Genomic DNA, 22617 nt, shown 5'->3' with positions numbered 1-22617 from the left:
ACACGACGCGCCGCCGCTACGCGGCGGTTCCCGCGCTTCGCGCGGAAAGAACTCCCCGACTTCGTCGGGGAGTTGGCGTCACTCCGTGACACCTGCCGGATCCGCTCCGCGGCCCGGCGGCTCGGATCGCTCCGCGATCCGGCCTTGCAGGCCCACGCTTCGCGCGGTCCTGCAAAAGCGGCTGGCTGCAAGGTGAGGTCCCTGGTGGATGTGATGGCGCATCTGCCAGGGTTTTCGGATGAAACTTGATGTTCCGTCATGTATATGGTCAGAATCGGACATACCATAGCCCGGGCCCGATCGACCGTGTGCGTCATCTTGATGAGTGAGCTAGATTATGGCCTGTCTGCTTACCACCGACCACCCCTGTCAGCCCTGGATCACGTCACCATTTTTTCACTTTCAGCGTCACTTATTCAGTGCCGGGACGCTTGCCGAGTACACATACAAACTCAGGTCATACCGCTACGTCAGCAAGACAACCCAGATAGGACGCTTACAGAGGCGACATCAAAACAACACCGGACTTCACCACAACGACGACACCCGACATCACTCCCCCACCCCCAAACCCCAGCTCACACCCCATAACCAGCAGTGAAAACCCATGACGTCACACCAATGAAAAAACCACGACGCCCATCAGCCCCTCACTCAGGCCAAGCGTCCTCCTTGCTCTTGGGCACCTCCAACTCTGGCCCTCAGGCTTGCGCCCCTGACTCCGGACCATTGAGAGCGCCTCTCTGCCCCTCCTGCGCCTCTGTCGCGCCCTCTTCCAACTCTCCCTCGTCCCGGTCGCGGAGGCTCCGCCGACGCGGCCGAGAACGCCTCGCGCGCCCTCACCCCGAGCACGCGCCCGCCGTCCGTCTGCCTGTCCTTCCTCTCCTTCCTGCTTGTCACAGACGGTCGGGGGTGCGTGTGAGGGGTTGTCAGAGTCCGGCCATCGCCCCAGAAGGGGGTTTGACCTGCGACTATGCTGCTTCGACGCCGTGAGGTGTACTTCCTGATCGCGGAACAGATCAGCTAACTGATAGCAGGTCAGACCGCAGATCGGGTGGTGTGCCTGATGTTGTGTCTGGGGGGGTACACCAGACCCGATTCACCCGAAAGACGGCAACGCGGCCGCACAACCAGCCCCGCCCACAGGCCCTGGGCCGTCTACAAGGTCAGCGCCTTACTTACCTGCAGATACAGCGCGCCCCTTCAGTGGAAACCGGCAGGAAACCTTCAGCACAGCCTGCACACACGCACCAAACCCCAGCTCAGCCACCCAGCGTTTCCACTGAAAACCGCACGCCAAAAACCACTGAAAGAAAAAAGCCGAACATCAATACAGCCTGATTGAAAGCCCCTCAAGCGGCTTATGTAATACCGGAACAGAAGAACCGTCAAAGCCTGGACAGGGAAAGGGAAACCACGATGTCCCGTGAACTCTTCCCCCGCCATCAACACCCTGACCGGCGACGGGCAGGGGCTGGAAGGTGGATCGCGGCGCGCTGTGACGGTGTGTCTGGGGGATGGCACCGGACGGGTGTGGCTTGATCGTCGGGCGGTCCTGCGCAGGGACCGGAACATCAAACCCCACTCCGCGGTGCCCTGGTTTCGGCATCCCTTCTCGAGGAGTCCCGAGCGTGAGACTGAGCCTGCAACATGCGGTATCCCAACGACGTGGAGCCACAGCCACAGCCGAGAGGCTACGGCGCCCGGCCCGGCATGCTGCTCTCCTGCTCGCCACGACGGCGCTGCCGGCGGCGCTGGTGGTCCCCATGGCCACGCCCGCCGAGGCGGCGCCCGTGACCGTTACCTTCAACGCCGGCGCCGACCAGCCGTTCGCCGTACCGTCCGGCGTCACACAGCTGACTGTCACCGCCACCGGCGCCGCAGGCGGGAACGGAACTAACGGAGGTGTGGCCGGAGGCGGCGCCACCGTCACCGGCACCGTCACCGTGCCGTCGGGCACCACCACGCTCTATGTCAACGTCGGCACTGGCGGGGGCGCAGGCGGCGAAGCGGCGGTTGTGGGCGGTGCCGGCGGTGGTTCCAGCGACGTCCGCACCTGCAGTTCGGCCGTCCCTGCCTGCACCCTGACCGGCGCCGCCGCCACCGACCCTCGCCTGATCGTCGCCGGCGGCGGAGGCGGCGGGGGGAGCGGCAGAGACGACCTTCCTCCAGTCTCTGAGGCCACCGGAGGAAACGCCGGCAACACCGGACAGACCGGCGGCACCCGTCCGGACGGCGGCGAGGGCGGAGGCGGCGGAACCCAGACAAATGCCGGCACTGGCGGAGCCAAATGTCCCATCAGCGGCGGCGGGCCGGGCACTCCCGGCGCAGCCGGTGTCGGCGGCAACGGCGGAGGCGATTACGGCGGCGGCGGTGGCGGAGCCGGCTGGTTCGGCGGCGGCGGAGGCGGGGGCTGCAACATCACCGCCGGTTCGGCCGGGCCCGGTGGCGGCGGAGGCGGATCGAACCACGTCCCGACGGGTGGTACCTCCGCACTCGCGACCGGACCGGCCACGGTGACCATCACCTATGACCAGGCTGGCGGGAATAACGGCGGAGGCGGCGGTGGGTCGATCCTGCCCGTCAACCTCAGCGGCGTCATCCCGATGTTCAACAACATCAGCATCAACCACAACATCAAGAGCCCCGGCGCCACGAACAACACGACACAGGACTTCGACCTGAATGCACCCTGAGCACCCACCCGTCTGACGCGGAGTCAATGACAGCTCGCGGCTTCTTGCGAGCACAGCAGGTACACCTGACGCCCACCACGGCACGCCGCGCAGGCGCGTGCGGCCGCAAGGCGAGCGGCTACCAATGGCGGTCTCGGCGGATATCGTCGCGACCGCCATTGGCTTTGTCGGTCCGTTTCTGTGTGCGGTTCCATGGGTCGTTGCATCCGTGGTGGCGCGGGGTGAACGCGATCGTGTGCCAGCAGGCGTTCCGGGACGCCGACACGGCGTTCTCGAGCTGGAAGAGCGCTGCGCGGCGCGGTGTTCAGGTCGGCTATCCGCGGCCGAAGTGGTACGGGCGGTGCCGGGATTCGTTTCGGATGTTCAGCGTGCGTCTGCACCGCCCCGCGCGGCGTCTGGCACGGCTGCTGGCGCGGGGCGGGGAGGTCAAGTCGGTGACGATCGCGCGCGAGGGGCGCGCCTGGTTCGCGTCCTTCACCGTGCGGATCCCGGCGGCGGAGCCGGTGCGGGCATCGCGCCGACAGCGCAGTGCGGGCACCGTCGGGGTGGATCTCGGCGTGACGGTGTTCGCAGCGACGTCCAGCCCGCTGGTCATCGGCGACGACAAGGTGCAGCTGTTCGAGAATCCGCGGCACTTGGACAATGCCCGGCGGCTGCTGCACAAGTGGCAGCGGCGCATGGCCCGCCGGCATGTGAAGGGGCTTCCCGCCCGGCGGCAGTCGGCGGGCCGGCGCCAGGCGCGGGACGAGGTCGCGCGGCTGCATGCGCTGGTCGCGGCGCGGCGTGCGTCGACGCAGCATCTGCTGACCAAGCGTCTGGTGACGCAGTTCGCGCACGTCGCCCTGGAGGATCTGCAGGTGAAGAACATGACCCGCAGCGCGCGGGGAACGGTGCAGGAGCCGGGACGGAACGTGATGGCGAAGGCGGGCCTGAACCGGTCGATGCTGGATGTCGGGTTCGCAGAGATCAGACGGCAGATCGAGTACAAGGCCCCCTGGTACGGGGCGCGGGTGAGCGCGGTCAACCCCGCCTACACCTCACAGACCTGCAGCCAGTGCGGCCACGTGGACGCCAAAAGCCGCCGCACCCGCGACCTGTTCACCTGCACCCGATGCGGGCACCACACACACGCCGACATCGGCGCAGCCCTCAACATCAAACACCGCGCCCTCACCGCCCAGGAAGAGCTGCCGGACGAGCCGGATCGCGGACAGCGCCCAGGGACGGACCGGAAGCGAGTCGAAGGATGGGTGACGGTACTGCCGGCGGCCCTGATCTGCCCGATCCCCGCGAGCCGATGACCGTCGAGGCGGTCCTGACACGATGGCCCACCGGCGCATGGAAACGCGAACTCATCGACGGAGTCAGGTACTTCTACGGCGAGTTCGACCAGCGAGACGCGGAGATCGCCGAACGCACCTACCCAGGACGCCGAGTGCTGGTCAACCGTGCCAAAGACCTGGAAGTTCATGCCGGCGGCGCGGGCCCGGCACGTTCCGTGCTGGACAGCTCGTGAACGCCCCGGGGGACGCTGCCCGCCCGTAGGAAGAAACCAGAGGGTTCGCGGAATCTGGTGACGTCGGTGGCAGGAACTCGCTGGTGAGTTGCGGATTCTGGGGTGGGGGCACGCGGGTTTCCATAGTTCATGCGCGTTCCCCGTGTGGCGGACGATGAATGGCTCTCGCAGTCGATGCCGCTCTGCAACTGGGCATCCTCCGTGTCCGCATCGGCGGACCGATGTCAGCGCTCCTTGATCCAGACCATGCCCCGGCCTGACTCCGCTGGTGCTTCGATCCCGTCGTCCTCGATACGGTCGAGGCGGTATCCAAGACGCTCGGGGACGGCGGCGCTGCGGAGGTTGGCCTCGTCGCAATGGATTTCGATACGTTTCACGTGCGGCAGGCTGAGGAGGATTCGGGTCAACCCGCGGGCTGACCTCGAGATGACGCCTCGTCCGATGTGGTCGACGTGGCACCAGTAGCCGATCTCGACCCTGCCCGGCCCGAGCTGGTCATGGACTGAAGCCACTCCGAGAATTGCTCCGCTGCGTAGATCGAAGATGCCGAAGTTGTAGCTTCCGCCGCTTGGCCAACGCAGAGCGTGCCGGAAGCGCTCACGGTGCTCCTCTTCGGTCGGCGGTTCGCTCGCCCATTCCATCCAAGGATGCAGGTGATGAAACGAAGCTGTGATCGCGCGATACCGATCGTCGAGATCATCAGGCTCCCAACGGCGCAACACCAGGCCCTCGGCCTCGATCCGCTCGGGCACGTCACCTGGGCCGAGCGCCGACTCCAGAGCATTCGGTTCCATGATCGGAGCATCTCCAACATGCCCGTGCAGCGCAACGCATTTGTGCTCCGTAGCTGACGAAGGCCAGCCTCAGCAACCCAAGAATCCACAGGCTTTGACAATCACTCCCGTTCCTCTGCCCGCCGACCACATCTCGCCCCGCTGGCTGGACGGCGAAAGGTGCACCCGCGCCCGGTGGCGGGCCCTGGTCGCCGCACGACGCGACCTGCTGAGCAGGTCCGGGTAGCACTGGATCAGCGCCGCGATGCGCGGGCAGGGCGCGACGTTGGAACGGCTTTGCGTCGACCGCCAGCTCGAAGAGGCCCTGACCCACGGGCCCGACCCGCTTCACCTCGCGGAGGTGTTCGGCCTCGACGAGAAGACCGCCATGCGCTACGCAGAATCCGCACGAGCTCTGCTGGAACAGGGCGCTGAACAGCAACTTTGATGAAACCGGCTCGACCGGGACGCACCATGAAGGGAATCATGGGCGAGTGACGTCGACCGAAGCAGCAGCACTCGCCCTACAGGACCATGCCGCCCTCTGGAGCATGGGCGAGATCCGTGCAACCGATGTCGTCACTGGCGCCTGCAATGCGCTCGTCGCCGGCCTCGACAGTCCCGCCCTGCGGATGCTGGCCGCGTGCACACGCGCGGAGGCGGATTACGACGTCCCCGATCTCCTTCCCCCAGTACTCGACGAACTGGGCCTCACCTTCTACCCAGTGGGCAGCATTGCCGGACAGGAAGCCGCCGCACGAGCACTTGCTGCCCGGATGCTGGCCGGCGAGCTGACGCCACGCGAGCTGGTCTTCCGGATCCACCAGCGCTTCGGGCACGAACTGCCCTTGGCCGAACGACTCGCCAACCTGGACGACGAGTACGACATCCTCGAATACAGCGACAGGACACCGGAACAGGTAGACGCCGACGTTCTAGCCGAAGCTCTTCGGCTCACTCAGCATCCTCGTGGTACACCCGAACCCACGGATCCACTGACCTGAAGCACACCGATGGACCCCTGGGTTCGCACTGAAGAGATTTCGGTTTCCGTGAACCCACGGTGCTCTCCGGGCGTGAGTAGTTCCGGTACAGAAGATGCCGGTTAGAACGATCATGGCCTTCCGGCTCAGCCACCACCCTGCAAACCACCTTCGATCCGAAGGCTGCCGAACTACTCACACCCCAACTCGGCCCTTGGGGAGGATCGGACCGTTTTCGAATGTGGACGAGCGCCGCAGTGAGGCCATCAGAGGTGCTGGGGCGTAGAACAATCGGGTGCCAGGAGCAGCCGTGGAGCGATACGGCTCCGCTCATCTCCCTCAGAGGCGGCCGCCTCGAGCGACGGCCCTCTCTAACGGGTGGGGACACGAGGTCGGCTGACCGTCCCCGTCCGGCCGCTGGCCTCCGCCCGAAGGCCAGCGATCAGCCTCTCGTGGGATACGCCAGCAGGGCATTGTCCTCGAGCACCAGGCCAGTCGACTCGTTGACGGCCATCGGCACGGCGCCAGGGCTGGGCAAGTCTTTCCCAGTTCGCGCGTCCAGCGCTACGGCCCCATTGTTGGCCCTGCCGTAGACGCGTCCGTGCCACGCCACGGTGACGTCGGGGGCGATGCGGTCGGCCCCCTCGTCGGGCAGCTGCCATTCACCTTGCCGGTGGCGGCTTCCAGGCCATAGGCAACGAGTGAGGCTGCGCCAGTGCCGGAGCAGATCAGCATGCTCTGATCGTCGTAGGCGCAGGCGGAGCCCAGCAAATCCTCCGGCAGAGGCTGCTGGGTCCGGCCACTTCGAGGATCAACAAGGTTGTCGTAGTCCTCACCGCTGTCGTAGTCCTTGCCCCGCATCCGAATCCTGGCAGCCGTGACTGACGCCTCCTCGCCGCTGCCGGCTATGCCGTAGCCGTCACACGGTGCTGTCCAACGCCGCGCGCGGCCGGCCGCCCGCGGTCCACGGGCGACGCCCGGATTTCAAGTGCTCACACACCCCACCGTGCTCGGGCAGTTCCACGCCCAGCTCTCCCGCTCCTGGTGTTGGGCCGCACCAAGGTTGGTGGTCAAGCGAGCGACGGCCACCGATCGGCAGCCCACCCCAGCCATCCCGACCATCCAGGAGGCGGACCTCCAATCTCATGCCCACCAAGTTCGGCGGCGTCGGGTTCCTCGAAGAGCGTCCTCCAGCGCACGAGGTCTGCTTCACTCATCGGGAAGGTCTGATCCGGGGTGGTCGACTGGCGATGGGCAATTCGAGCACGTTGGGTCTCATGGTCCACCGGCACGTACACAAGGCGGCAGGATGCCCCCACAGACTCCACCAACCAGCGGATCGCGGACCTCTCGTCACGGGACCAGCATCCGAAATCCAAAACCACGTTGGTTCCAAGTCGCAGCGCCTCCAGACCGAGCCAGAGCAGCCGACCCTCCAGCACGTCGCGCTTCCCATCCGCATCTGACTCGCCGAACAGTGGGTTCATCCACTCATCCGGCGTCAGCCGTAGGGCGCTGTGCTCCTCGGCGAGTTGCCGGGCCCGCGTGGTCTTTCCGGCCCCGGGCAGCCCAATCATCAGAAACAACATGGTCACGTCCAGACCATTCCAGGAGACCCAGTGCAGGGCGACCGCTTTTTCTCCTGGGATCGCCGGGCCGCACCGCGGCCCAGCAGCGCGAGGACACCCAGTGGCGGTGACGCATGCCGCCCAGTCCTTGCGCTGCTGGTCACATGATCCGCCGGACAGGCCCGGTGCTGTGACCGGGAACGTTCGCGGGGTTGGACGGGATTGACAACCTCGCCGACCTCCTCGTCACGGAGGTCAGACCGCGGCCGGTAGTGGTCTGCCACCGGTAGCCGGGCTGGATCCACCGCCACCGAAGCGGCGAGAGATAGGAAGGCACAGGCGGCGTCATCGTCTACTCCTGAAGGTCGCGACAGCAGTTGGGGCGCGCCCTTGCCGCGAGCGGAGAGGGCGAGCGCTTACGATCCTGAGCTACAGGTCAGGGGACGGCCTGCAGACCAGAGTTCTGCGCCCGGGCGCGGACGTCAGGTCCCGGAGGGTGCGATGCCCGGGTCCCTTGCAATGGTGTCTCATGCAGCTTTCCTTTCCAGTCGGCTGCTGCCCGGGCAGTCTGGCCGCTGAAAGGCTCGCCCGTGTCTCCCCACACCCTCGACCGCACCACCCGCTTGGCCTGCGAGGAGTATCTGGCGCTGCCCACCCGCGGGGGCGCCCGCAGTGCAAGCGGCCGGCTCCTGCTCGACCAAGCTCACGGCGGGCAACATCATCTGCACGCACTGCTCGCTGCCAACCTGATGTCACCGAACCTCTCCTGGGAGCCCGAGGCCCGGCGGCGCAACGCCGTCACGCAACGGCGGACCGCACGCTACGTCCAGTGGATCGCTGACCGCGGGACACTCCTGGAGATCAAAACGACCATCGCGGCCCGGGTCGCGGCCTGCATCCTGCCCACCGTGAACCGTCACGGAGCCATCAACGGGATGCCCGGCCTGCGCCTTGCAGGCATCACGGCTCGCCGTATCCACCTCACCCACCTGCCCACCGGCGGACGCATCGACCTGATCGACGACGTCATGACGCACGCAAGCGAGCACCAGCAAGTCTTCAAGAAGGAAGTCGTGGTGGGCAACAGGCGTGAACGCCCGGTCTTCGAGCAGGACACGCTCGATCCGGCGGAGCTCACTCACCCACAGCTGACCGAGCCGGCGCACTGCCCGCAGCTGCTCGCCGGCCTCCTGGTGCGGGCCGTCGCCCTGTGGTGGCACCTGGGCATCGACGCAGCCTGGCTGCCACCCTCTCCACAGCACTCCACTCCCTGCCTGACCTGGCTCGCGCGCAGCGGCGCCGACGTCGACGAGGTCGGTGACTTGCTCACCCGCTCCCCCATCGCGGTTCCCGACCTCGCCTACGCATCAGCCGGCCGCCACGGTGGGCTTCTCACCCTGGGCAGTGAACGCGTGCGTCTGCAACTGGCCGAACTGCCCGTGTAGCAACAGCCCTACGTTCTCCCGATACCACGTCCCGCTAGACGAGGCGTTCGTCGACCGCGCACGCGCACAGCGCTGGGCTCCACCCATTCTCTCCACCGAAGACCTCATCCGGATCGGAGACGCCCTGGACGCGCTGTTCGACTCCGAGGCAAACGGCATACACACGGCGCCGTGCGGCGCTTCTTACGATCCGTTCCGGATCGGTGACCTGGGGCGAAGGGGCGGATGTTGGGCATGTTGGAGCGGATCGCGGCTCCGTCATCCGGGTGAGGAGCCCGCGGCACCTGCCCGTTGACGCCGACGACCCGCGGTCGTACCGTGCGGCGGGCAGAGATGTGACCGTCGTTCATAAACGAGGACATGGGGTGGGGTCGTGGGGCAGCGCAGGGTCGTGGTGTCGGGTGGCGGTACAGGGATCGGGCGGGCGGTGGCCGAGGTCTTTGCGGCGGACGGCGACCACGTCGTCCTCATCGGGCGGCGCGAGGGGCCCCTGGAGAAGGCCGCCGGAGAGCTCGACACCGCGCACGGTGCGGGAACGGCCTCCTGGGTCGCCGCCGATCTGAGCGATCCCGGCCAGGCCCGCAGAGCCGTGGAGTTCTGCACCGCGGGCGGCGCGCAGGTCGACGTGGTCGTCGCCAACGCCGGCGGCAACGTCGCACCGGCCCACGACGGCACCCTCGAAGGCATCGCGGACAGCTTCCGCCGCAACTTCGAGGCCAACGTGCTCACCGCCGTGCTGCTCACCGAAGGCCTGCTACCGCACCTCACCCGGCCCGGCGGCCGGATCATCCAGATGTCGTCTATCGCCGCGCTGCGCGGCCCCGGTTCGTACGGCGGCTCCAAGGCCACCGTCAACACCTACACCGTCGACCTGGCGCAGAAGCTCGGCCCGCAGGGCATCACCGTGAACGCGGTCGCTCCAGGTTTCGTCGCCGACACCGAGTTCTTCGGCGACCGGGCCACGCCCGAGTTCGTCGCCGCCCGGACCAAGCAGTCGCTGACCGGCCAGGCGGGCCGGCCCTCGGACATCGCCGCCGCGGTGCACTATGTGGCGTCACCTGAAGCGGCGTACATGACGGCGCAGATCGTGCATGTGAACGGGGGAGCAGCGCTGGGGCGTTGACGGTCCATTACCGGTTCGCAGCCGCCCGGCGCGCGACCAACCCGAGCCTGCGGCTGTCCACGGCCACCTTGACCCTGGTCGGGGTTCAACACTGGCGCTGCAGTACGGGAACCCCCGTGCCTCCGGCAGCTTGCCAACTGCTTCGGGCTCATCAGCAAGCCCCACGGTCACCGTTACAGTTCCCGCTACACCGTCATGGATAAAAGGGATGACCACGTCCTCACCCTGCCGGTGATTCGCTTCAACGACAAGGGTTCACATCGACCCCGAAGATCACCACCCGAGGCCAGAAGACTCGTTCCCGTGGACCAACAGACTCGCCCGCCCCGGCCAAGGTACGGGCGGGGCGGGCGTGTTCACTCGATCAAGAGGCCGGACTGGTCAGCCGTCGGTTCCTACGATGTCGCCGCCCCCGGTGCCGCCGCAGGGCGAAGTGGTCGGCGGTTCCGTTGATCCCCGGTCAGGGGAGAGAAGCGGCGCGCATCCGATACGCCGCGATCAGCCTCAGCCGGTTCGCCCGTTCCTCATCCACTCAGCTGCGCGGCAGGTAAGCGTCACAGCTTTCTCCAGGGCCTCCTGCTCGTTCCCGAGGTCTTCAGCCACCCGCAGGTTCACGAACCACCAATGCGTCGTCTTGACCCGCTGCTCCGTCACAGGGTCCTTGCGGCCCATGAAGGGAAGCGTCAACAGCTGCTTGCCACTGGACTCGGGCAGGTCGATGTGGCGCTGGTGTGCGCCGACCCGGTGAACGGCGCCCTCGTGCGCGGCTGGATCGAGGAGGCCGGCGTCGCTGCGGCCGGGGACCTGTCGCAGGAGCTGCGCGAGCTCGTCGCCTACCTCGCTGCTCGGCGCGACGCCGCGTTCAGCGACCGGTGGCTCATCACTCTGCTCGATCGCGCCGCAGGCGTGCCCGGCCGCGGCATTGCGCCAGGGATAGCTGTCCCATCCGGCATCCAGCACGGGGCCTGGCACGATCTGTACCAGGACACGCTCCGAGGGGGAACCTTCGACATGCCCAACCCGAACCGACCATGGTTCAGGGTTCACGAACTGCCCGAGGACCTCATCGAGTATCCGAAGGAAGGCCTCCTCGGCTACCTGAACGATGCCGGTGGCCTGACGGAACACGGCTGGGCCTAACGCCGGCACACCGCACGAGATTCGGCTCCGGTCCGCCTGTAGCTACGGGACCGGGGGCCTTCCCCGTGATCGTGGACACCGGTTGTCATGCGGCGGTGGCCAGCGTAGTTGATCGCTGTTCGTAGGTGATCGGGCTGATCTGGCCGAGGCGGGAGTGCCGTCGGCGGGTGTTGTAGCGGGTCGCCCAGCGGAAGACTGCGAGGCGGGCCTCCCTGGCCCCGTTCCCCCGCTTGCGACCCTGGAGCGTCTCGCGCTTCATGCTCGCGTTCAGACTCTTCGCGGCGGCGTTGTCCGCACTTGTGCCGACCGTGCCGCGCGATCTGGTCACGCCCAGCTCCGAGCAGACCTGGGCGAACTCCTTCGACACATATTGCGCCCCGTTGTCGCTGTGAAATATCGCCCCGCGCAGACCGTCCCCGCCGCGGGCCCTCGCTGCGGCCCTGAGCGCTTCGGTGACCAGCGAGGTCCGCATATGGTCGGCGATCGACCAGCCCGTCAGGCGTTTCGAGCACAGGTCCAACACCGTTGCCAGATAAAGAAATTGGCCGTTGCCGATCGGGAGATAGGTTATGTCGCCCACGTACTTGGTGTTCGGCACCTGGGCAGCAAAGTCCCGCTGGAGCAGGTCCGGCACCGGTGTCGCCGACGGCTCGGGAATGGTGGTGCGGACCTTCCTGCGCAGATGCAGCCCGACGATGTGGAACTTGCGCATGACGCGCTCGACCCGCTTGTGATTGACCGGCCTCCCAGCCTCCTTCAGCTCGGCGGTGACGCGCGGAACCCCATAGGTGCCGTCCGATTCCTGATGGATCCGGTCGATGTGCTCGGCGAGCTCGGCATCCGCCCTCGCCCGGCCGGCCCGCGCGGATGCGCCGGCCAGCCACCGGTAGAAGCCGGAACGCGAGACCGCGAGTATCCGGCACAGCCGCTTGACGCCGAAGGCGCCACGGTGATCGTCGACGAACTGGAAGCGGCTGCTCACCAACTGGTCTCCGCCGCAAAATACTTCGCGGCCCTCCGCAGGATCTCCCGCTCGAGCTCGAGTTCCTTCACCCGCGCCCGCAGCTGCCGGTTCAACTTCTCCATCGCGGTGGCCTCCACCGCCCCGGGCCGGGCGGCCTGCCCGGCATCCCGCACCCACGTGCGCAGCGTCTCGTGGTTGACGCCCAGGTCCTTGGCCACCGACGCGTACATCCCACCCGGGCTCGAGTGATACAGCGCGACGGCATCGGCCCGGAACTCAGGCGAGTACTTCGACGTCCCCAACGGGAACTCCTGTCCTATGGATCATCACGATCCAATGATCAGGGTGTCCACGCTCAAGGGGAAACGCCCCGGAGCCAACTGCCGGTTGAGGTGTCACGCCTGGCGGCGCAACTGCGTCCATCACAGCAGAGCCGCCGTGGTGCGTCAGCCGGAGACGGTGTGCACACGCATCCGTCCCTCTTCCCGCTGCGGTCCGTCTCATCGGGCCGCGAGCTCGGAGGCCCCCGGCCGACGCGCCACACGACACAACGCGGCTCCGACCCCGAGTACGCACGCGCCGGCCTCGCCCTGCCGTCTGCTCTTTTCTCTTCTTCTTCCTTCCCCTACCTGTGGCCAGGCCGGAGTGTGCGTGAGAGGGGTTGTCGGCACGACCGGTACGCCCCAACTGGTGGGTCTGACCTGCCGTTTCCCTCTCTCCAGCGGTGGAGCGTGCACTAGGGGCTTTGAGGCCCCCTTTGGGGGTGACTTTGCTGGGGGTTTTGAGGGGTAGTTTGTCGGCGATGCTGGTGGCGGCCGCGGTGCTCGGGCGGGTCGTCACAAACACTGGGCCTCCCCTGCCCGGGCACTACGGCTCCATGGTGATCGGCTCGATCCTGACCGTCACCGGTTCCTGGCCGCCTGATCGCCGTCGACTTCCGTCCAACTTCCCGACCAATGACGGGCAGTGGGGTTGTTCATCTGGTTCGCAGGCCGTCACACGGCCAGCGGTGAAGGTCAGCCCAGTGCCTGGTCCAGACGCTGGGGACTGCCACCACCAGCTGTGCTCCGCCACCTCCGGTCCCACGGTCCACGCTCGCACAGGCGGGCTCAAGGCGGCGCCAATGACCGGGAACGGCAACGAGCAACGAGCAACGAGCAACGAGCAACGAGCAACGGTGAGGCAGCCGGCAAAGACCGAGGAGCAGCACACTCCATCCCCACCAGCTGGGCGTCGCGCCGGCACTGAGGGCGAGCTTCACGTCGCCGAAGCCGATCATGCGGGGCTGGTGGGGATCATTAGCAGGAACACGACGCCCAGCATGCCGGCACCCCACAGGGGCGGCTGTGAACAATCTGCGGCCCGGGCACCCTGCTGGCGATGGCCGGCACGGCGAGTGCGGCAAGGGCGAACGGCGCCACATCACCCTCCACTACCACCGGTCGGTACGCACACGTCTCGCTGCCCCGCGCCGCCGGGCCGCGACAGCGCACCGGTTGCGCAGTGGCCTGTCGCCGCCCGCGCGAGGGCTCGCGGATGGTTGCGCAGCACGACCCGATCGTCCACTGCGCAGCGGTGGGCGGGGACGCTGCGCAGCGGGGATCCCGGAGTGCGCAGTCAGAGTGCACTGCGACTGCGCAGCAAAGGTGCGCAGCATCGTGGGTGCGCTTTCGCGGTCACTGCGCACTCCCCCACACCGGTACGCGTTCGGTTTCCCAACGCGTACCGGCCACCTCGGCCAATCCCGCGTCACCCGGCTTCGAGGACGCCTCGGCGACGGGCCGCGCCCGCCGCCCTCCGGCGACCGGTACGCGTTCTACACGGGGCGAAAAGCGCGTACCGAAACGCGTACCGGTCTGCAGAACCCTCAGGTCACAGACCTGCCAGACGAAGCAATGGCCCCCAGGACGCAACCGGTTCGCACGGCTACTGGTACGCGTTTTCGCCGTACCGCTCCAGATGCCCGGTACGCGTTTTGGCGGGCACTGCACCATGCGTACCACCCGCTCACCGTCGACCGGTACGGGCTGCGCAGTACCCGGTGCGCAACGCGCCCCAGTCGCAACTGCGCAGTCGGAATCCGGGCCGGGCGGGCCCGCTGCGCAACTCCCGGCACCCCCGTTCCGCAGCGAGCCCGAACACCCGCACACCGCACACCGCGCACCGCGCACCGCGCACCGCGCACCGAGTACTGCGCACCGCGCACCGCGCACCGCGCACGGGTTCCTACGGGGCGCCGCAGAACCGCAGGCCACCCCCCGGCACCGGTCGCACTGCGCACCAGGCCACCGGAAGACTCAACCACTCTGCGCACCTCCTCACTGATCACAAGCCCGTTTCGGCACAATGCCGTTCAGCCGCAACGGATCTCCTACAGCACGAGCGGATACCCACAGCCCGGGGTTGTGACCCGGACAACTGCACCGCCCGACAGGCCTCCGGCTCCGCCGGCGCCCCTTCAAGCCCGGCATCAGCAGCGACACCGCACGCGAGGCCTTGGACCCGCGCAAGCCCTGGTCCAAGGCAACGCTCCAGTCCCGCATCTCCGAACTGCGCAACCGCCTGGGCACCGACCCCGACGGAAAACCCCTTCCTTCCCCGGGACCGCACCGGCACCTACCGCCTCTCCCCCCAGGCCCGCTGCGACTGGACACGGTTCACCCAACTCGCCGAACGCGGACTTGCCAACGGCCCGGAGGCCGGTGCCGGCATCGCAGACCTGGAAGCGGCACTCGACCTCGTGCGCGGCCGCCCGTTCAGCGGCGCCGACCTGACCTGGGCCGCCGCCCGCATCCAGGAAATGCTCGTCCGCATCACCGACGTCGCCCACACCCTGGCGACCTGGCACCGCACCGCACCGCGCCCGGACCTCACAGCCGCCCGCCGCGTCGTCACGCGCGGACTCGACATCGACGACAGCGCAGAAATCCTGTACCAGGACTGGATGCTGATCGAGAACCAGGCAGGCAACCGCGCCGGAGTCAGCGCCGCATACGAAACCCTCCGCACAGTCAACCAACGCCTCGAGATCGGGATGGAAGGCGAGACCGAGAAAGTCTTCGACACCATCATGAGCAGGACCGCGTCCTGAGCGCGGTTGTAAGTCCCGCAACTTGTTGGACGGCGACGACTACCACGAAGGCGGAGCCGAGCAGCGTGACGGCGATCTAGGCGCCCGCCAGTACTGGCAGAGGACCCCAATCAATCCTCGTACCGCTGAACGTCGCGCCGCGGACGGTGACGGTGCCACTGCTGAACGTCGCGCCGTAGAAGGAGACGGCTCCTCGAAAGTGGCTGGTTGCGAAGGCTCCGCCGTCGAAGACCGCGCCAGTGAAATTGAAGTCATGCAGGCACCAGGCCGTAGCCACGTCCAGCTCCTGTAGGTGGTCGCGGATGACTTGGATGATGGTGCGGCGGACCTCGCGGTCTCCTTCTTTATGGCCGGGCAACGAGAGGTCAGGTTCGTAGGGCATGCGGAGGTAGGCGCACAGGACGTCGATGCAGACCTGGCGTTGTTCTGCCCAATCATCGGCGAGGCGGGCGAGGGCGTAGACGCCGACGAGGCGGACAGCGGCTTGGTCGTGGCCGAGTGTTCGGCAGCGGTGGTATAGCGGTCGGCGAGCTGGCTTGCGTCCGCGCGGTGTGCGTCACCCTCGGCGAGGAGCTGTTTGCGGTAGGCGTAGAGACCGGCGAGGACGGCACCGATCAAGGTCAGGGCGGCGACGGTGGCTTTGAGGACGTCATTGATGTTGACCGGCTTGGGCGGCTTCTGACCGGCGGCCGCCTGCGCGAAGTGGTCGTAGGCGTAGTGGTAGATGACCCAGCCGAGGACACCGGCGGCTACCAGCGCCACGGGTGCCACGATCCAGACGGGCCAGAGGTTCGGTGCGTACCGGCCCCGGGGGGCCTCGCGCTTGCGCCGGAGTGAGAGTGCCACGTCAGGAGCATGGAGCCCGGCCCGAGGCCCGCGGATATCCGGGTCACAGCCGCAGGAAGAGGTACACCGCCGCCCACACGCCGAGGCCGACGCCTAGGGCGGGGACGAGGGCGGGCGCCTGCACGGCGACCACCACGCCGAGGGCGGAGCCGAACGCGGCAACGGCGAGGGCCGTCCGGTCGGTGGGCGGCGGAGTGGGCGAGAGCGGCATCGTTAGGCCTCCGGGTCTGTCGGTGCGCCCGCCAGTTGGCGAGCCGCACCGACCCTGGAGGAGCGGGCAGTTAGCCCCGCAAGGGCTCCCGCCCGCTTTCGGCACGAGGCCGGTCACACGATGCGCGGCCGCGGGCCCCACACGGCCCGGAGTTCCGAAATGGCCCGCTGCCACTGGGACTGCCGACCCCGGGCAAGGGAGGACGTCGCCATCACAGCTCCACCCGGGACAACTCCTCATCACCGCCCCACCGTCCGTACGTATCTGTAGAGATACCCGCTCGCGCGGGCGACCGGGCAGGCGGGAGAGCCCTGAGCGGGTGCGCGGTGTGACTGAGGCTTGCAGTTGGTCACAGTAAGCGTGACAGTTGGCCACGTACCCGTGACGCGTCGATGCCCCGGCCCGTTGCGGCTTGCCGCGCAGGTCGAGGCGTTCACGTAGCTGTTCATTATTGCCCGACGACGCCCTAAGCCCGTTGGTCACGGGCCGATCGACGGGACGACGGCGGATCACTCAAAACGCTGGTGACGGCAGGGACACGTGTTCTTGGATGAGTCCATGATGACGCCCCCACCGCCCGCCGACCCTCCCCTCGCGCAGTCGCTGGAGGTGACGTTCGACGACTGGAGCGAGGCGTTGGAGTGCAGTGCCACGGACTGCTTCGGTCGACGCCTGGCCACCTGGAACCCCGCCTTCGAGAGTTGGGAGGCGATCCGTACCGCGGGCAACAATGCCGAGGTCTGCCTCCACCACGCCGACCCCGACCAGCGCGACGCTTACTGGGGCCGACTCGTGCCCGGTGCCCCCGTCGACCTCCGGCGCACCTGCATCACCGAGGAAACACTGCACAAGCTGCGAGAATGTCTCCAAAACCGCTTCGGGGACGCGGACTTCCTCGAAGCGGAGTTCACCCAGCACGCGAACTTCCTTGGGGCAGCTTTCACCCGGAACGCGCGCTTCTCCTGGGCGCTTTTCGCCCAAGGCGCACGCTTCGGCGGGGCAACCTTCTCGCAGGATACGGACTTCCAGGGGGCAACCTTCGTCCAAAGCGTGGACTTCATCGGGGCAACCTTCGCCAAGGCCGCGTACTTCTTCGAAACGACCTTCGCGAAGGACGCGAACTTCTATCAGGCCCGCTTCGCGCATGGCGCGCACTTCAACATCGCGTCCTTCGCCCAAGACGCCAACTTCTACGACGTGACCTTCGCGCAGGGTGCGTACTTCAACGGAGCGACTTTCAGGGAGGGCTGGGTGGCGGCCGATCTACGTTGTGCGACCGACCTCAGCTTCCTCCGTGCCAGGTTCGATGGGCCGGTGGACATCAGGATCCAGGCACGCAACGTTAACTGCACCATGACGCGCTGGGAGCACAGCGTCACACTGCGGCTGCATGGCGCCCACGAGATCAATCTCGCCCACCGGGTGGCCGGCCGTCGCGCGGTCACGCGGCTCACGCTCGCGGACATGGCACGCAGCGCAGAGCACCCGTTCCTGGTCCTGGCCCCTGACCCCTTCCTTGAACCCGGCGAGGCACTAGACCCAGAAGACGCCCTCGACGGTGCGCAAGACGTGGAAAGCGCCGCACGGGCCGTGGTCCTGGAGAATCTATCGGGCACGGACACGACGCGAATGGTCCTGACCAACGTCGACGTGTCGCGCACCGACTTCGTCAACGTGCTCAACCTCGACCAGATCCGTCTGGAGGGCCGCTGCCGCTACCTGCGCACCCCGCGCCCCGGCTGGAAGCGCCGCAGCACCTGGCGCCGCACCGCCCGGAACATCATCGCGGCCGAGGACACCTGGCGCCGTACCCGAACACCACAGTCGAGCAGCACACCGGTGCAAGTCGCTCCCGCGAACGCGACGTCCGTCGCAGCACCGGCGTCCCTGGCCCCCGTCTACCGATACCTGCGCAAGGCCCTGGAAGACGGCAAGGACGAGCCGGGGGCGGCGGACTTCTACTACGGCGAGATGGAGATGCGCCGCCTGGACGTCACCCGCCAGCGGGCCGAGCGGTGGTTGCTCACCCTGTACTGGGCGATCTCAGGCTACGGACTGCGCGCCTCTCGCGCGCTGTGCGCGCTCCTGGTGGTCATGAGCGTCTCGTTCGCACTGCTCCTGTCGTTCGGGATCCCGGCGAAGGAGACCGGTACCTCGACGGTCGGCTACATCAGCGCCGACGCCGCCGTCTTGGCCGACACCGGTCTGAAACTGCCGGACAGCTGCACCACTGACGACCCATCACGCCCCAAGTGCCAGGTAGTGGTGACGGCCGGCGAGTCGGTCGATCCCACCGTCCCGACCAACGCCCTAGTCGACCGCTTCACCGCCGAACGGGCGGGCAAGGCCCTGGAGGTCGTCTCCTCGGTGTCCCTGTTCAACGCCGACGAGCAGGAGCTCACCGGCTGGGGCAAGGCCATCGCCTTTGCTTCCCGCTTCCTCGGCGCCCTCCTGCTCGGCCTGGCCGCCCTCGCCGTCCGCAACCGCGTCAAACGCTGACCCCTCCCTTCAGGTACACCGAGACCGGCTCACCTGCAACGAGACACGTCAGTCACAGCTGTGACGCCAGAGTCGATCACGCAGGCATGGTGGACCCGCCCGTCGGCATTGCGCGTGATGGCCTTGGGAAGCCAAACAGGAATCACCGCCGAGGCTAATCCCCAGCTCAAGCAGCCTCGCATAAGACAAATTAAACGAGGTGTCAGCTTCCGTTCCGTCAGGCGCCCCGGGCCGAGGCGGTCATGGCGCCTTGGGGCGGGATCAGGAGCATTCTCTGGAGCCAGACGGTCTGCTGCCCCGCCTCACCGCAGGTGCAGGCCGCGCTACGACTGCTTCGGCCTGCACCTGCTGCACGGGGCCAGTCCCGTCTGCAGGGCCTCGTAGAGGGTGATGGTTTCCGGGCCGTTCGTCAGTCGGCAGCGGTCGTCCGTTCCCGTGTGGTACACGGTTCCACGACCCATCGGCCCACTGGGGGCATGCCGCCACTGCGACGCGACCACCGTCGTCTCTAGCTGCTCCAAGTGCCGCTGCACCTGCTCCAGTTCATCCCGCAGCTCCTGCTTGCGTGCCAGAAGCCGTTCGCGTGCGACGATGGCGGATTCCATCTGGGCTTCGGTCCTCTCACGGTGGCGGGACGCCGGCGGCGCGCTCCGCCTGAAAGTACACCGTGGGCCATATACGTCGGACGGGTTCGCGGCGATTACTCCGTGCTGCACCTGATGTGAGCTTATCGCGGGCCAAGAACGTTGATCCCGGTGTTCGACCGGCGTACGATTCTTAGCGATTCTCCGCTCGAGCGCCTTCGTCGGCCGACGAGCTCTCTACGCTCAACACACGTCATGCGGAACTCTCAGAGCGATCCGATGACGGTCGGCAGCCGTATCACACAGCAGGCTGGGCCGCGACGATGCCGTGCCCACAGGGAACGAACCAGAACCGGCTCGGCCGTCCCTCGTCCCCACTGCCGATCCATTTCTCCACGGACCCGTTGCACTCCGGGCATTGAGGCAGGGGCCAGTCACGCGGGTAGGGCATATGGCCTGATTCCATGACCTCGTGTCGCAACTTGAGTACACCCGCGAGAGCCTCAACCCGCTCCGGCGGCAGAATCATTCGCCCATCCAGGTCACGTGAGATCGCCATCACTGGATGGTAGCTCCGGGGCCTAACGCGGGCGGCTCGATGACGCTCCCTGAAAGTCACCACCCCCCGCTCGCGTAGTTGGCCAGAGCTGCTCATCTGAATTCCCCAGTCGAGACCGACGTGTGGTCGGATGCGGATCTCTGTCCTGAGGTCTGGCCGGGGCTGCGTCGACGTCATAGGGATCCCGCGCCCGAGGCGGACGATCGTCTCGTCGACCGGGGTTCTGCGGGATTCTCGGCCCGCTCGCCAGCCCACGGCCCGAACTCGTCGGAGACAACCGTCGATTCGGTCTCGTTGCCGGTGGGTGGATGGGCCCTGTGGTGGCGGGTGTGAGATCTTCGGTGTGGTCTCGCGAGGCGGGGCCGGCTCGATGCGCCATCCGGGGGAGTTGTCTGTGGCTGTACGAGTTTTGGGTGGTCGTTACGAGTTGGTCGCGTTCGTCGGCCGGGGTGGTATGGGGGAGGTGTGGGAGGGCCGTGACCGGGTGATCGAGCGCCGGGTGGCGGTCAAGCTGCTGCCGCACGACCGGCGCGACGCCTCCGGCGCGGAATTGTTCTACAGGGAGGCCAAAACCGCTGGCGGGCTCAACCACGCGGGCGTGGTGACGGTCTTCGACATGGGTCTGGATCCCAACGACGGCACTCTCTACCTGGTGATGGAGTTCCTCGCCGGGCGCGACCTCGACACCGTGCTCCGTCAGGACGGTCCGCCCGAGGTGGCGACGGCGGTGGAGTGGGCGGCGCAGACCGCCGCGGCGTTGGGGGTCGCCCATGCGGCCGGGATCGTACACCGGGACCTGAAGCCGGCGAACCTGATGCTCGGCCTGGACGGTCGGGTGAAGATCCTCGACTTCGGAATAGCCCGGTACCTGGCGTCCACGCACAGGTCGAGCAAGGTCATCGGCACCTTGGCGTACATGCCTCCCGAGCGGTTCGGCGAATTTCCCGGGGACGCCCGCTCTGACCTGTACTCGCTGGGCTGCGTCCTCCACGAACTCCTCACCGGACAACCTCTTTTCCGGGCTGGCGACCTCGTCGCGATGATGGCAGCCCATCTGCATACGACCCCGCTGCCGCCGGGCCAAATCCGATCAGGCGTTCCCGCCGCCCTGGACGACCTTGTCCTGGCCCTGCTCGCCAAGAACCCCGACCACCGCCCCGCGTCCGCGGCCGAGGTTCACCATCGGCTCCGCGAACTCCCCACCAGCACCCCGGGCTCCGTGACCGACACCTCTCTTCCAGACGCGGCCCCCCCTGCGGGCGCTGGCCCCGCCACCCCGGGAGGACTGACGACCATCCCCCGGAACCACACCCCGCACCAAGACCCCACCGCCACGGCCCCTGCCCCAGAGCACGTGCCGGGACCGGCCGCCGCGCGCACCCGGCCTCGGCGCATCACCCGCCGCACAGCGCTGGGGCTCGGCATCGGCGCCGCCGCCACAGCCGGCATCACCGCCGCCCTCACCCTGTTCGACGACGGCAGTCGCTACGCTCGGCTTCGGTGGCGGCAGCCCATCGGCCGCCTGATCAACTCGTCGCCGACGGTGGTCGACGGAGTCGTGTACGTCGGCAGCGACGACAACAAGATGCACGCCCTGGACGCGCGCACTGGGAACCCAAAATGGACCTACGCCACCGGCGGCAACGTCGACTCGTTGCCTACCGTGGTCGACGGGGTCGTGTACTTCGGCAGCGACGACGGAAGCGTGTACGCCGTGGACGCGGGCACCGGGAACCGAGCATGGGCTTTTCCCGCCAGCATCAACCACAACCCTGTCGACGAGTCCCCTGCGGTGGCCGAGGGGATCGTATACATCGGCAGCAGCAACCACGTGCATGCCCTGGACGCCACCACCGGGGCCGTGAAATGGGACTTCGAGCGCCCCGGCACCGATTGGGGTTTCTCGTCGGCGGCCGTGGTCGACGGGGTCGTGTACTTCGGCGGCGCCACCAACGTGTACGCCCTGGACGCCGCCACCGGAAAACAGAAGTGGGCCTCCAACCCCGGTACCGACCGGGGCTTCTCGTCGCCGGTGGTGACCGACGGAATCGTGTATACCGGCAACCGCAAAGACGTGTACGCCCTGGACGCCGCCACCGGAAAGCAGAAGTGGGCCTTCACCATCGACAGCGATTTCTTCTCGTTGCCCGCGGTGGTCGACGGGGTCGTGTACTTCGGCAGCAACAACAGCGTGTACGCCCTGGACGCCGCCACCGGAGCCGAGAAATGGATCTTCACTACCGGTGGCTCGGTCCAACAGCCGCCGGTGGTCGTTGAGGGGGTGCTGTATGTAGGCAGCTACGACAAGAACATGTACGCCTTGGACGCCGCCACCGGAAAACAGAGATGGGCCTTCACCACCGGCGGCGGGGTCTCCGCCACGCCGGCGGTGGCCGAACGGGTCGTGTACGTAGGTAGCGCCGACGGGAACATGTACGCCCTGGACGCCACCGGGAAAGACCCGGCATAGCTTTCCCCACCCTCAACAAGCGTGCGGCCCCGATCGTCGAAGGTCGACTAACTGGGAATCAAAATCGAGCGGGTGTGGGGAAAACCGGGGCTCTGTCTGGAGTTCCGTGAATCCCCAGCTCAGAGGGTGCATGCGGGAACGTTCCTCCC

At 67.4% G+C, this 22617-nt stretch carries 18 protein-coding genes; 11 read left to right on the top strand and 7 right to left on the bottom strand.

What is annotated here, in order from left to right; genetic code table 11:
- Positions 1-1766 precede the first annotated feature (1766 nt).
- From CG723_RS46740 to CG723_RS45560, 3 genes are read left to right on the top strand one after another with little or no spacing between them, the layout of a single operon-like run.
- Positions 1767-2696 (top strand): hypothetical protein, encoded by a 930-nt coding sequence (locus CG723_RS46740; protein WP_159032735.1) that lies wholly within the window; start codon positions 1767-1769, stop codon positions 2694-2696.
- Positions 2697-2722: 26 nt separating this feature from the next.
- Entirely contained in the window at positions 2723-3997 is a 1275-nt protein-coding gene (locus tag CG723_RS45565) for an RNA-guided endonuclease InsQ/TnpB family protein (protein ID WP_100599439.1), read from the top strand.
- The gene (locus tag CG723_RS45560; RefSeq protein ID WP_199842145.1) at positions 3994-4212 is read left to right on the top strand and encodes a hypothetical protein; all 219 of its coding nucleotides are present in this window, start codon (positions 3994-3996) and stop codon (positions 4210-4212) included. The genes CG723_RS45565 and CG723_RS45560 overlap by 4 nt, the downstream gene beginning before the upstream one ends.
- 224 nt (positions 4213-4436) lie before the next feature.
- Here the strand turns inward: CG723_RS45560 and CG723_RS45555 are convergent, their stop codons facing one another.
- Complete coding sequence (locus CG723_RS45555) at positions 4437-5006, bottom strand: GNAT family N-acetyltransferase (RefSeq protein ID WP_100599437.1); 570 nt, start codon at positions 5004-5006, stop codon at positions 4437-4439.
- A 244-nt stretch (positions 5007-5250) separates the two neighbouring features.
- Here CG723_RS45555 and CG723_RS45550 point away from each other — a divergent pair, with 244 nt between their 5' ends.
- Positions 5251-5433, top strand: a complete 183-nt coding sequence (locus CG723_RS45550) for a hypothetical protein (RefSeq protein ID WP_199842144.1) — start codon at positions 5251-5253, stop codon at positions 5431-5433.
- Positions 5434-5479: 46 nt separating this feature from the next.
- Positions 5480-5989 carry a hypothetical protein gene (locus CG723_RS45545; protein WP_234374896.1) on the top strand — a complete coding sequence of 170 codons (510 nt, stop codon included), beginning with the start codon at positions 5480-5482 and terminating at the stop codon, positions 5987-5989.
- A 1049-nt stretch (positions 5990-7038) separates the two neighbouring features.
- Here the strand turns inward: CG723_RS45545 and CG723_RS45540 are convergent.
- The gene (locus tag CG723_RS45540) at positions 7039-7563 is read right to left on the bottom strand and encodes an AAA family ATPase (protein WP_100599435.1); all 525 of its coding nucleotides are present in this window, start codon (positions 7561-7563) and stop codon (positions 7039-7041) included.
- Between the two features lie 563 nt (positions 7564-8126).
- On the opposite strand from CG723_RS45540, the gene CG723_RS45535 reads away from it, so the two are divergent.
- Both CG723_RS45535 and CG723_RS45530 read left to right on the top strand, forming a co-directional pair.
- Positions 8127-8981, top strand: coding sequence for a hypothetical protein (locus CG723_RS45535; protein ID WP_100599434.1), 855 nt, complete (start codon positions 8127-8129; stop codon positions 8979-8981).
- A gap of 373 nt (positions 8982-9354) precedes the next feature.
- Positions 9355-10104, top strand: a complete 750-nt coding sequence (locus CG723_RS45530; protein WP_100599433.1) for an SDR family NAD(P)-dependent oxidoreductase — start codon at positions 9355-9357, stop codon at positions 10102-10104.
- 504 nt (positions 10105-10608) lie between these two features.
- Here CG723_RS45530 and CG723_RS46735 read toward each other — a convergent pair.
- Positions 10609-11064, bottom strand: a complete 456-nt coding sequence (locus CG723_RS46735) for a hypothetical protein (RefSeq protein ID WP_159032733.1) — start codon at positions 11062-11064, stop codon at positions 10609-10611.
- Between the two features lie 51 nt (positions 11065-11115).
- Here CG723_RS46735 and CG723_RS48865 point away from each other — a divergent pair, with 51 nt between their 5' ends.
- Positions 11116-11244, top strand: coding sequence for a hypothetical protein (locus CG723_RS48865; RefSeq protein ID WP_267893784.1), 129 nt, complete (start codon positions 11116-11118; stop codon positions 11242-11244).
- An 85-nt stretch (positions 11245-11329) separates the two neighbouring features.
- On the opposite strand, the gene CG723_RS45520 is transcribed toward CG723_RS48865, so the two are convergent.
- Positions 11330-12510, bottom strand: a protein-coding gene (locus CG723_RS45520; RefSeq protein ID WP_100599432.1) for an IS3 family transposase whose coding sequence is annotated in 2 segments (ribosomal slippage) — positions 11330-12243 and positions 12243-12510 — 1182 coding nt in all. Because the reading frame shifts where the segments join, the coding sequence is not laid out codon by codon here.
- Positions 12511-14948: 2438 nt separating this feature from the next.
- On the opposite strand from CG723_RS45520, the gene CG723_RS48590 reads away from it, so the two are divergent.
- Positions 14949-15299, top strand: a complete 351-nt coding sequence (locus CG723_RS48590; RefSeq protein ID WP_100599430.1) for a bacterial transcriptional activator domain-containing protein — start codon at positions 14949-14951, stop codon at positions 15297-15299.
- A gap of 76 nt (positions 15300-15375) precedes the next feature.
- Here the strand turns inward: CG723_RS48590 and CG723_RS45505 are convergent, their stop codons facing one another.
- Both CG723_RS45505 and CG723_RS46730 read right to left on the bottom strand, forming a co-directional pair.
- The gene (locus CG723_RS45505; protein WP_159032732.1) at positions 15376-15681 is read right to left on the bottom strand and encodes a pentapeptide repeat-containing protein; all 306 of its coding nucleotides are present in this window, start codon (positions 15679-15681) and stop codon (positions 15376-15378) included.
- Between the two features lie 507 nt (positions 15682-16188).
- Positions 16189-16356, bottom strand: coding sequence for a hypothetical protein (locus CG723_RS46730; protein WP_159032731.1), 168 nt, complete (start codon positions 16354-16356; stop codon positions 16189-16191).
- Positions 16357-16914: 558 nt separating this feature from the next.
- On the opposite strand from CG723_RS46730, the gene CG723_RS45490 reads away from it, so the two are divergent.
- The gene (locus CG723_RS45490) at positions 16915-18855 is read left to right on the top strand and encodes a pentapeptide repeat-containing protein (RefSeq protein WP_159032730.1); all 1941 of its coding nucleotides are present in this window, start codon (positions 16915-16917) and stop codon (positions 18853-18855) included.
- Positions 18856-19178: 323 nt separating this feature from the next.
- Here the strand turns inward: CG723_RS45490 and CG723_RS45485 are convergent, their stop codons facing one another.
- Positions 19179-19460: a hypothetical protein gene (locus tag CG723_RS45485; RefSeq protein ID WP_100599425.1), complete on the bottom strand. Its 282-nt coding sequence runs from the start codon at positions 19458-19460 to the stop codon at positions 19179-19181.
- Positions 19461-20392: 932 nt separating this feature from the next.
- Here CG723_RS45485 and CG723_RS45480 point away from each other — a divergent pair.
- Positions 20393-22468, top strand: coding sequence for an outer membrane protein assembly factor BamB family protein (locus tag CG723_RS45480; RefSeq protein ID WP_100599424.1), 2076 nt, complete (start codon positions 20393-20395; stop codon positions 22466-22468).
- Positions 22469-22617 lie beyond the last annotated feature (149 nt).

The organism is Streptomyces sp. CB01635, from assembly GCF_002803065.1.
In the GTDB taxonomy this organism is placed as follows: Bacteria; Actinomycetota; Actinomycetes; order Streptomycetales; family Streptomycetaceae; genus Streptomyces.
The sequence above is the reverse complement of the archived record's forward strand: the minus strand, read 5'-3'. Positions and strand labels throughout refer to the sequence as shown.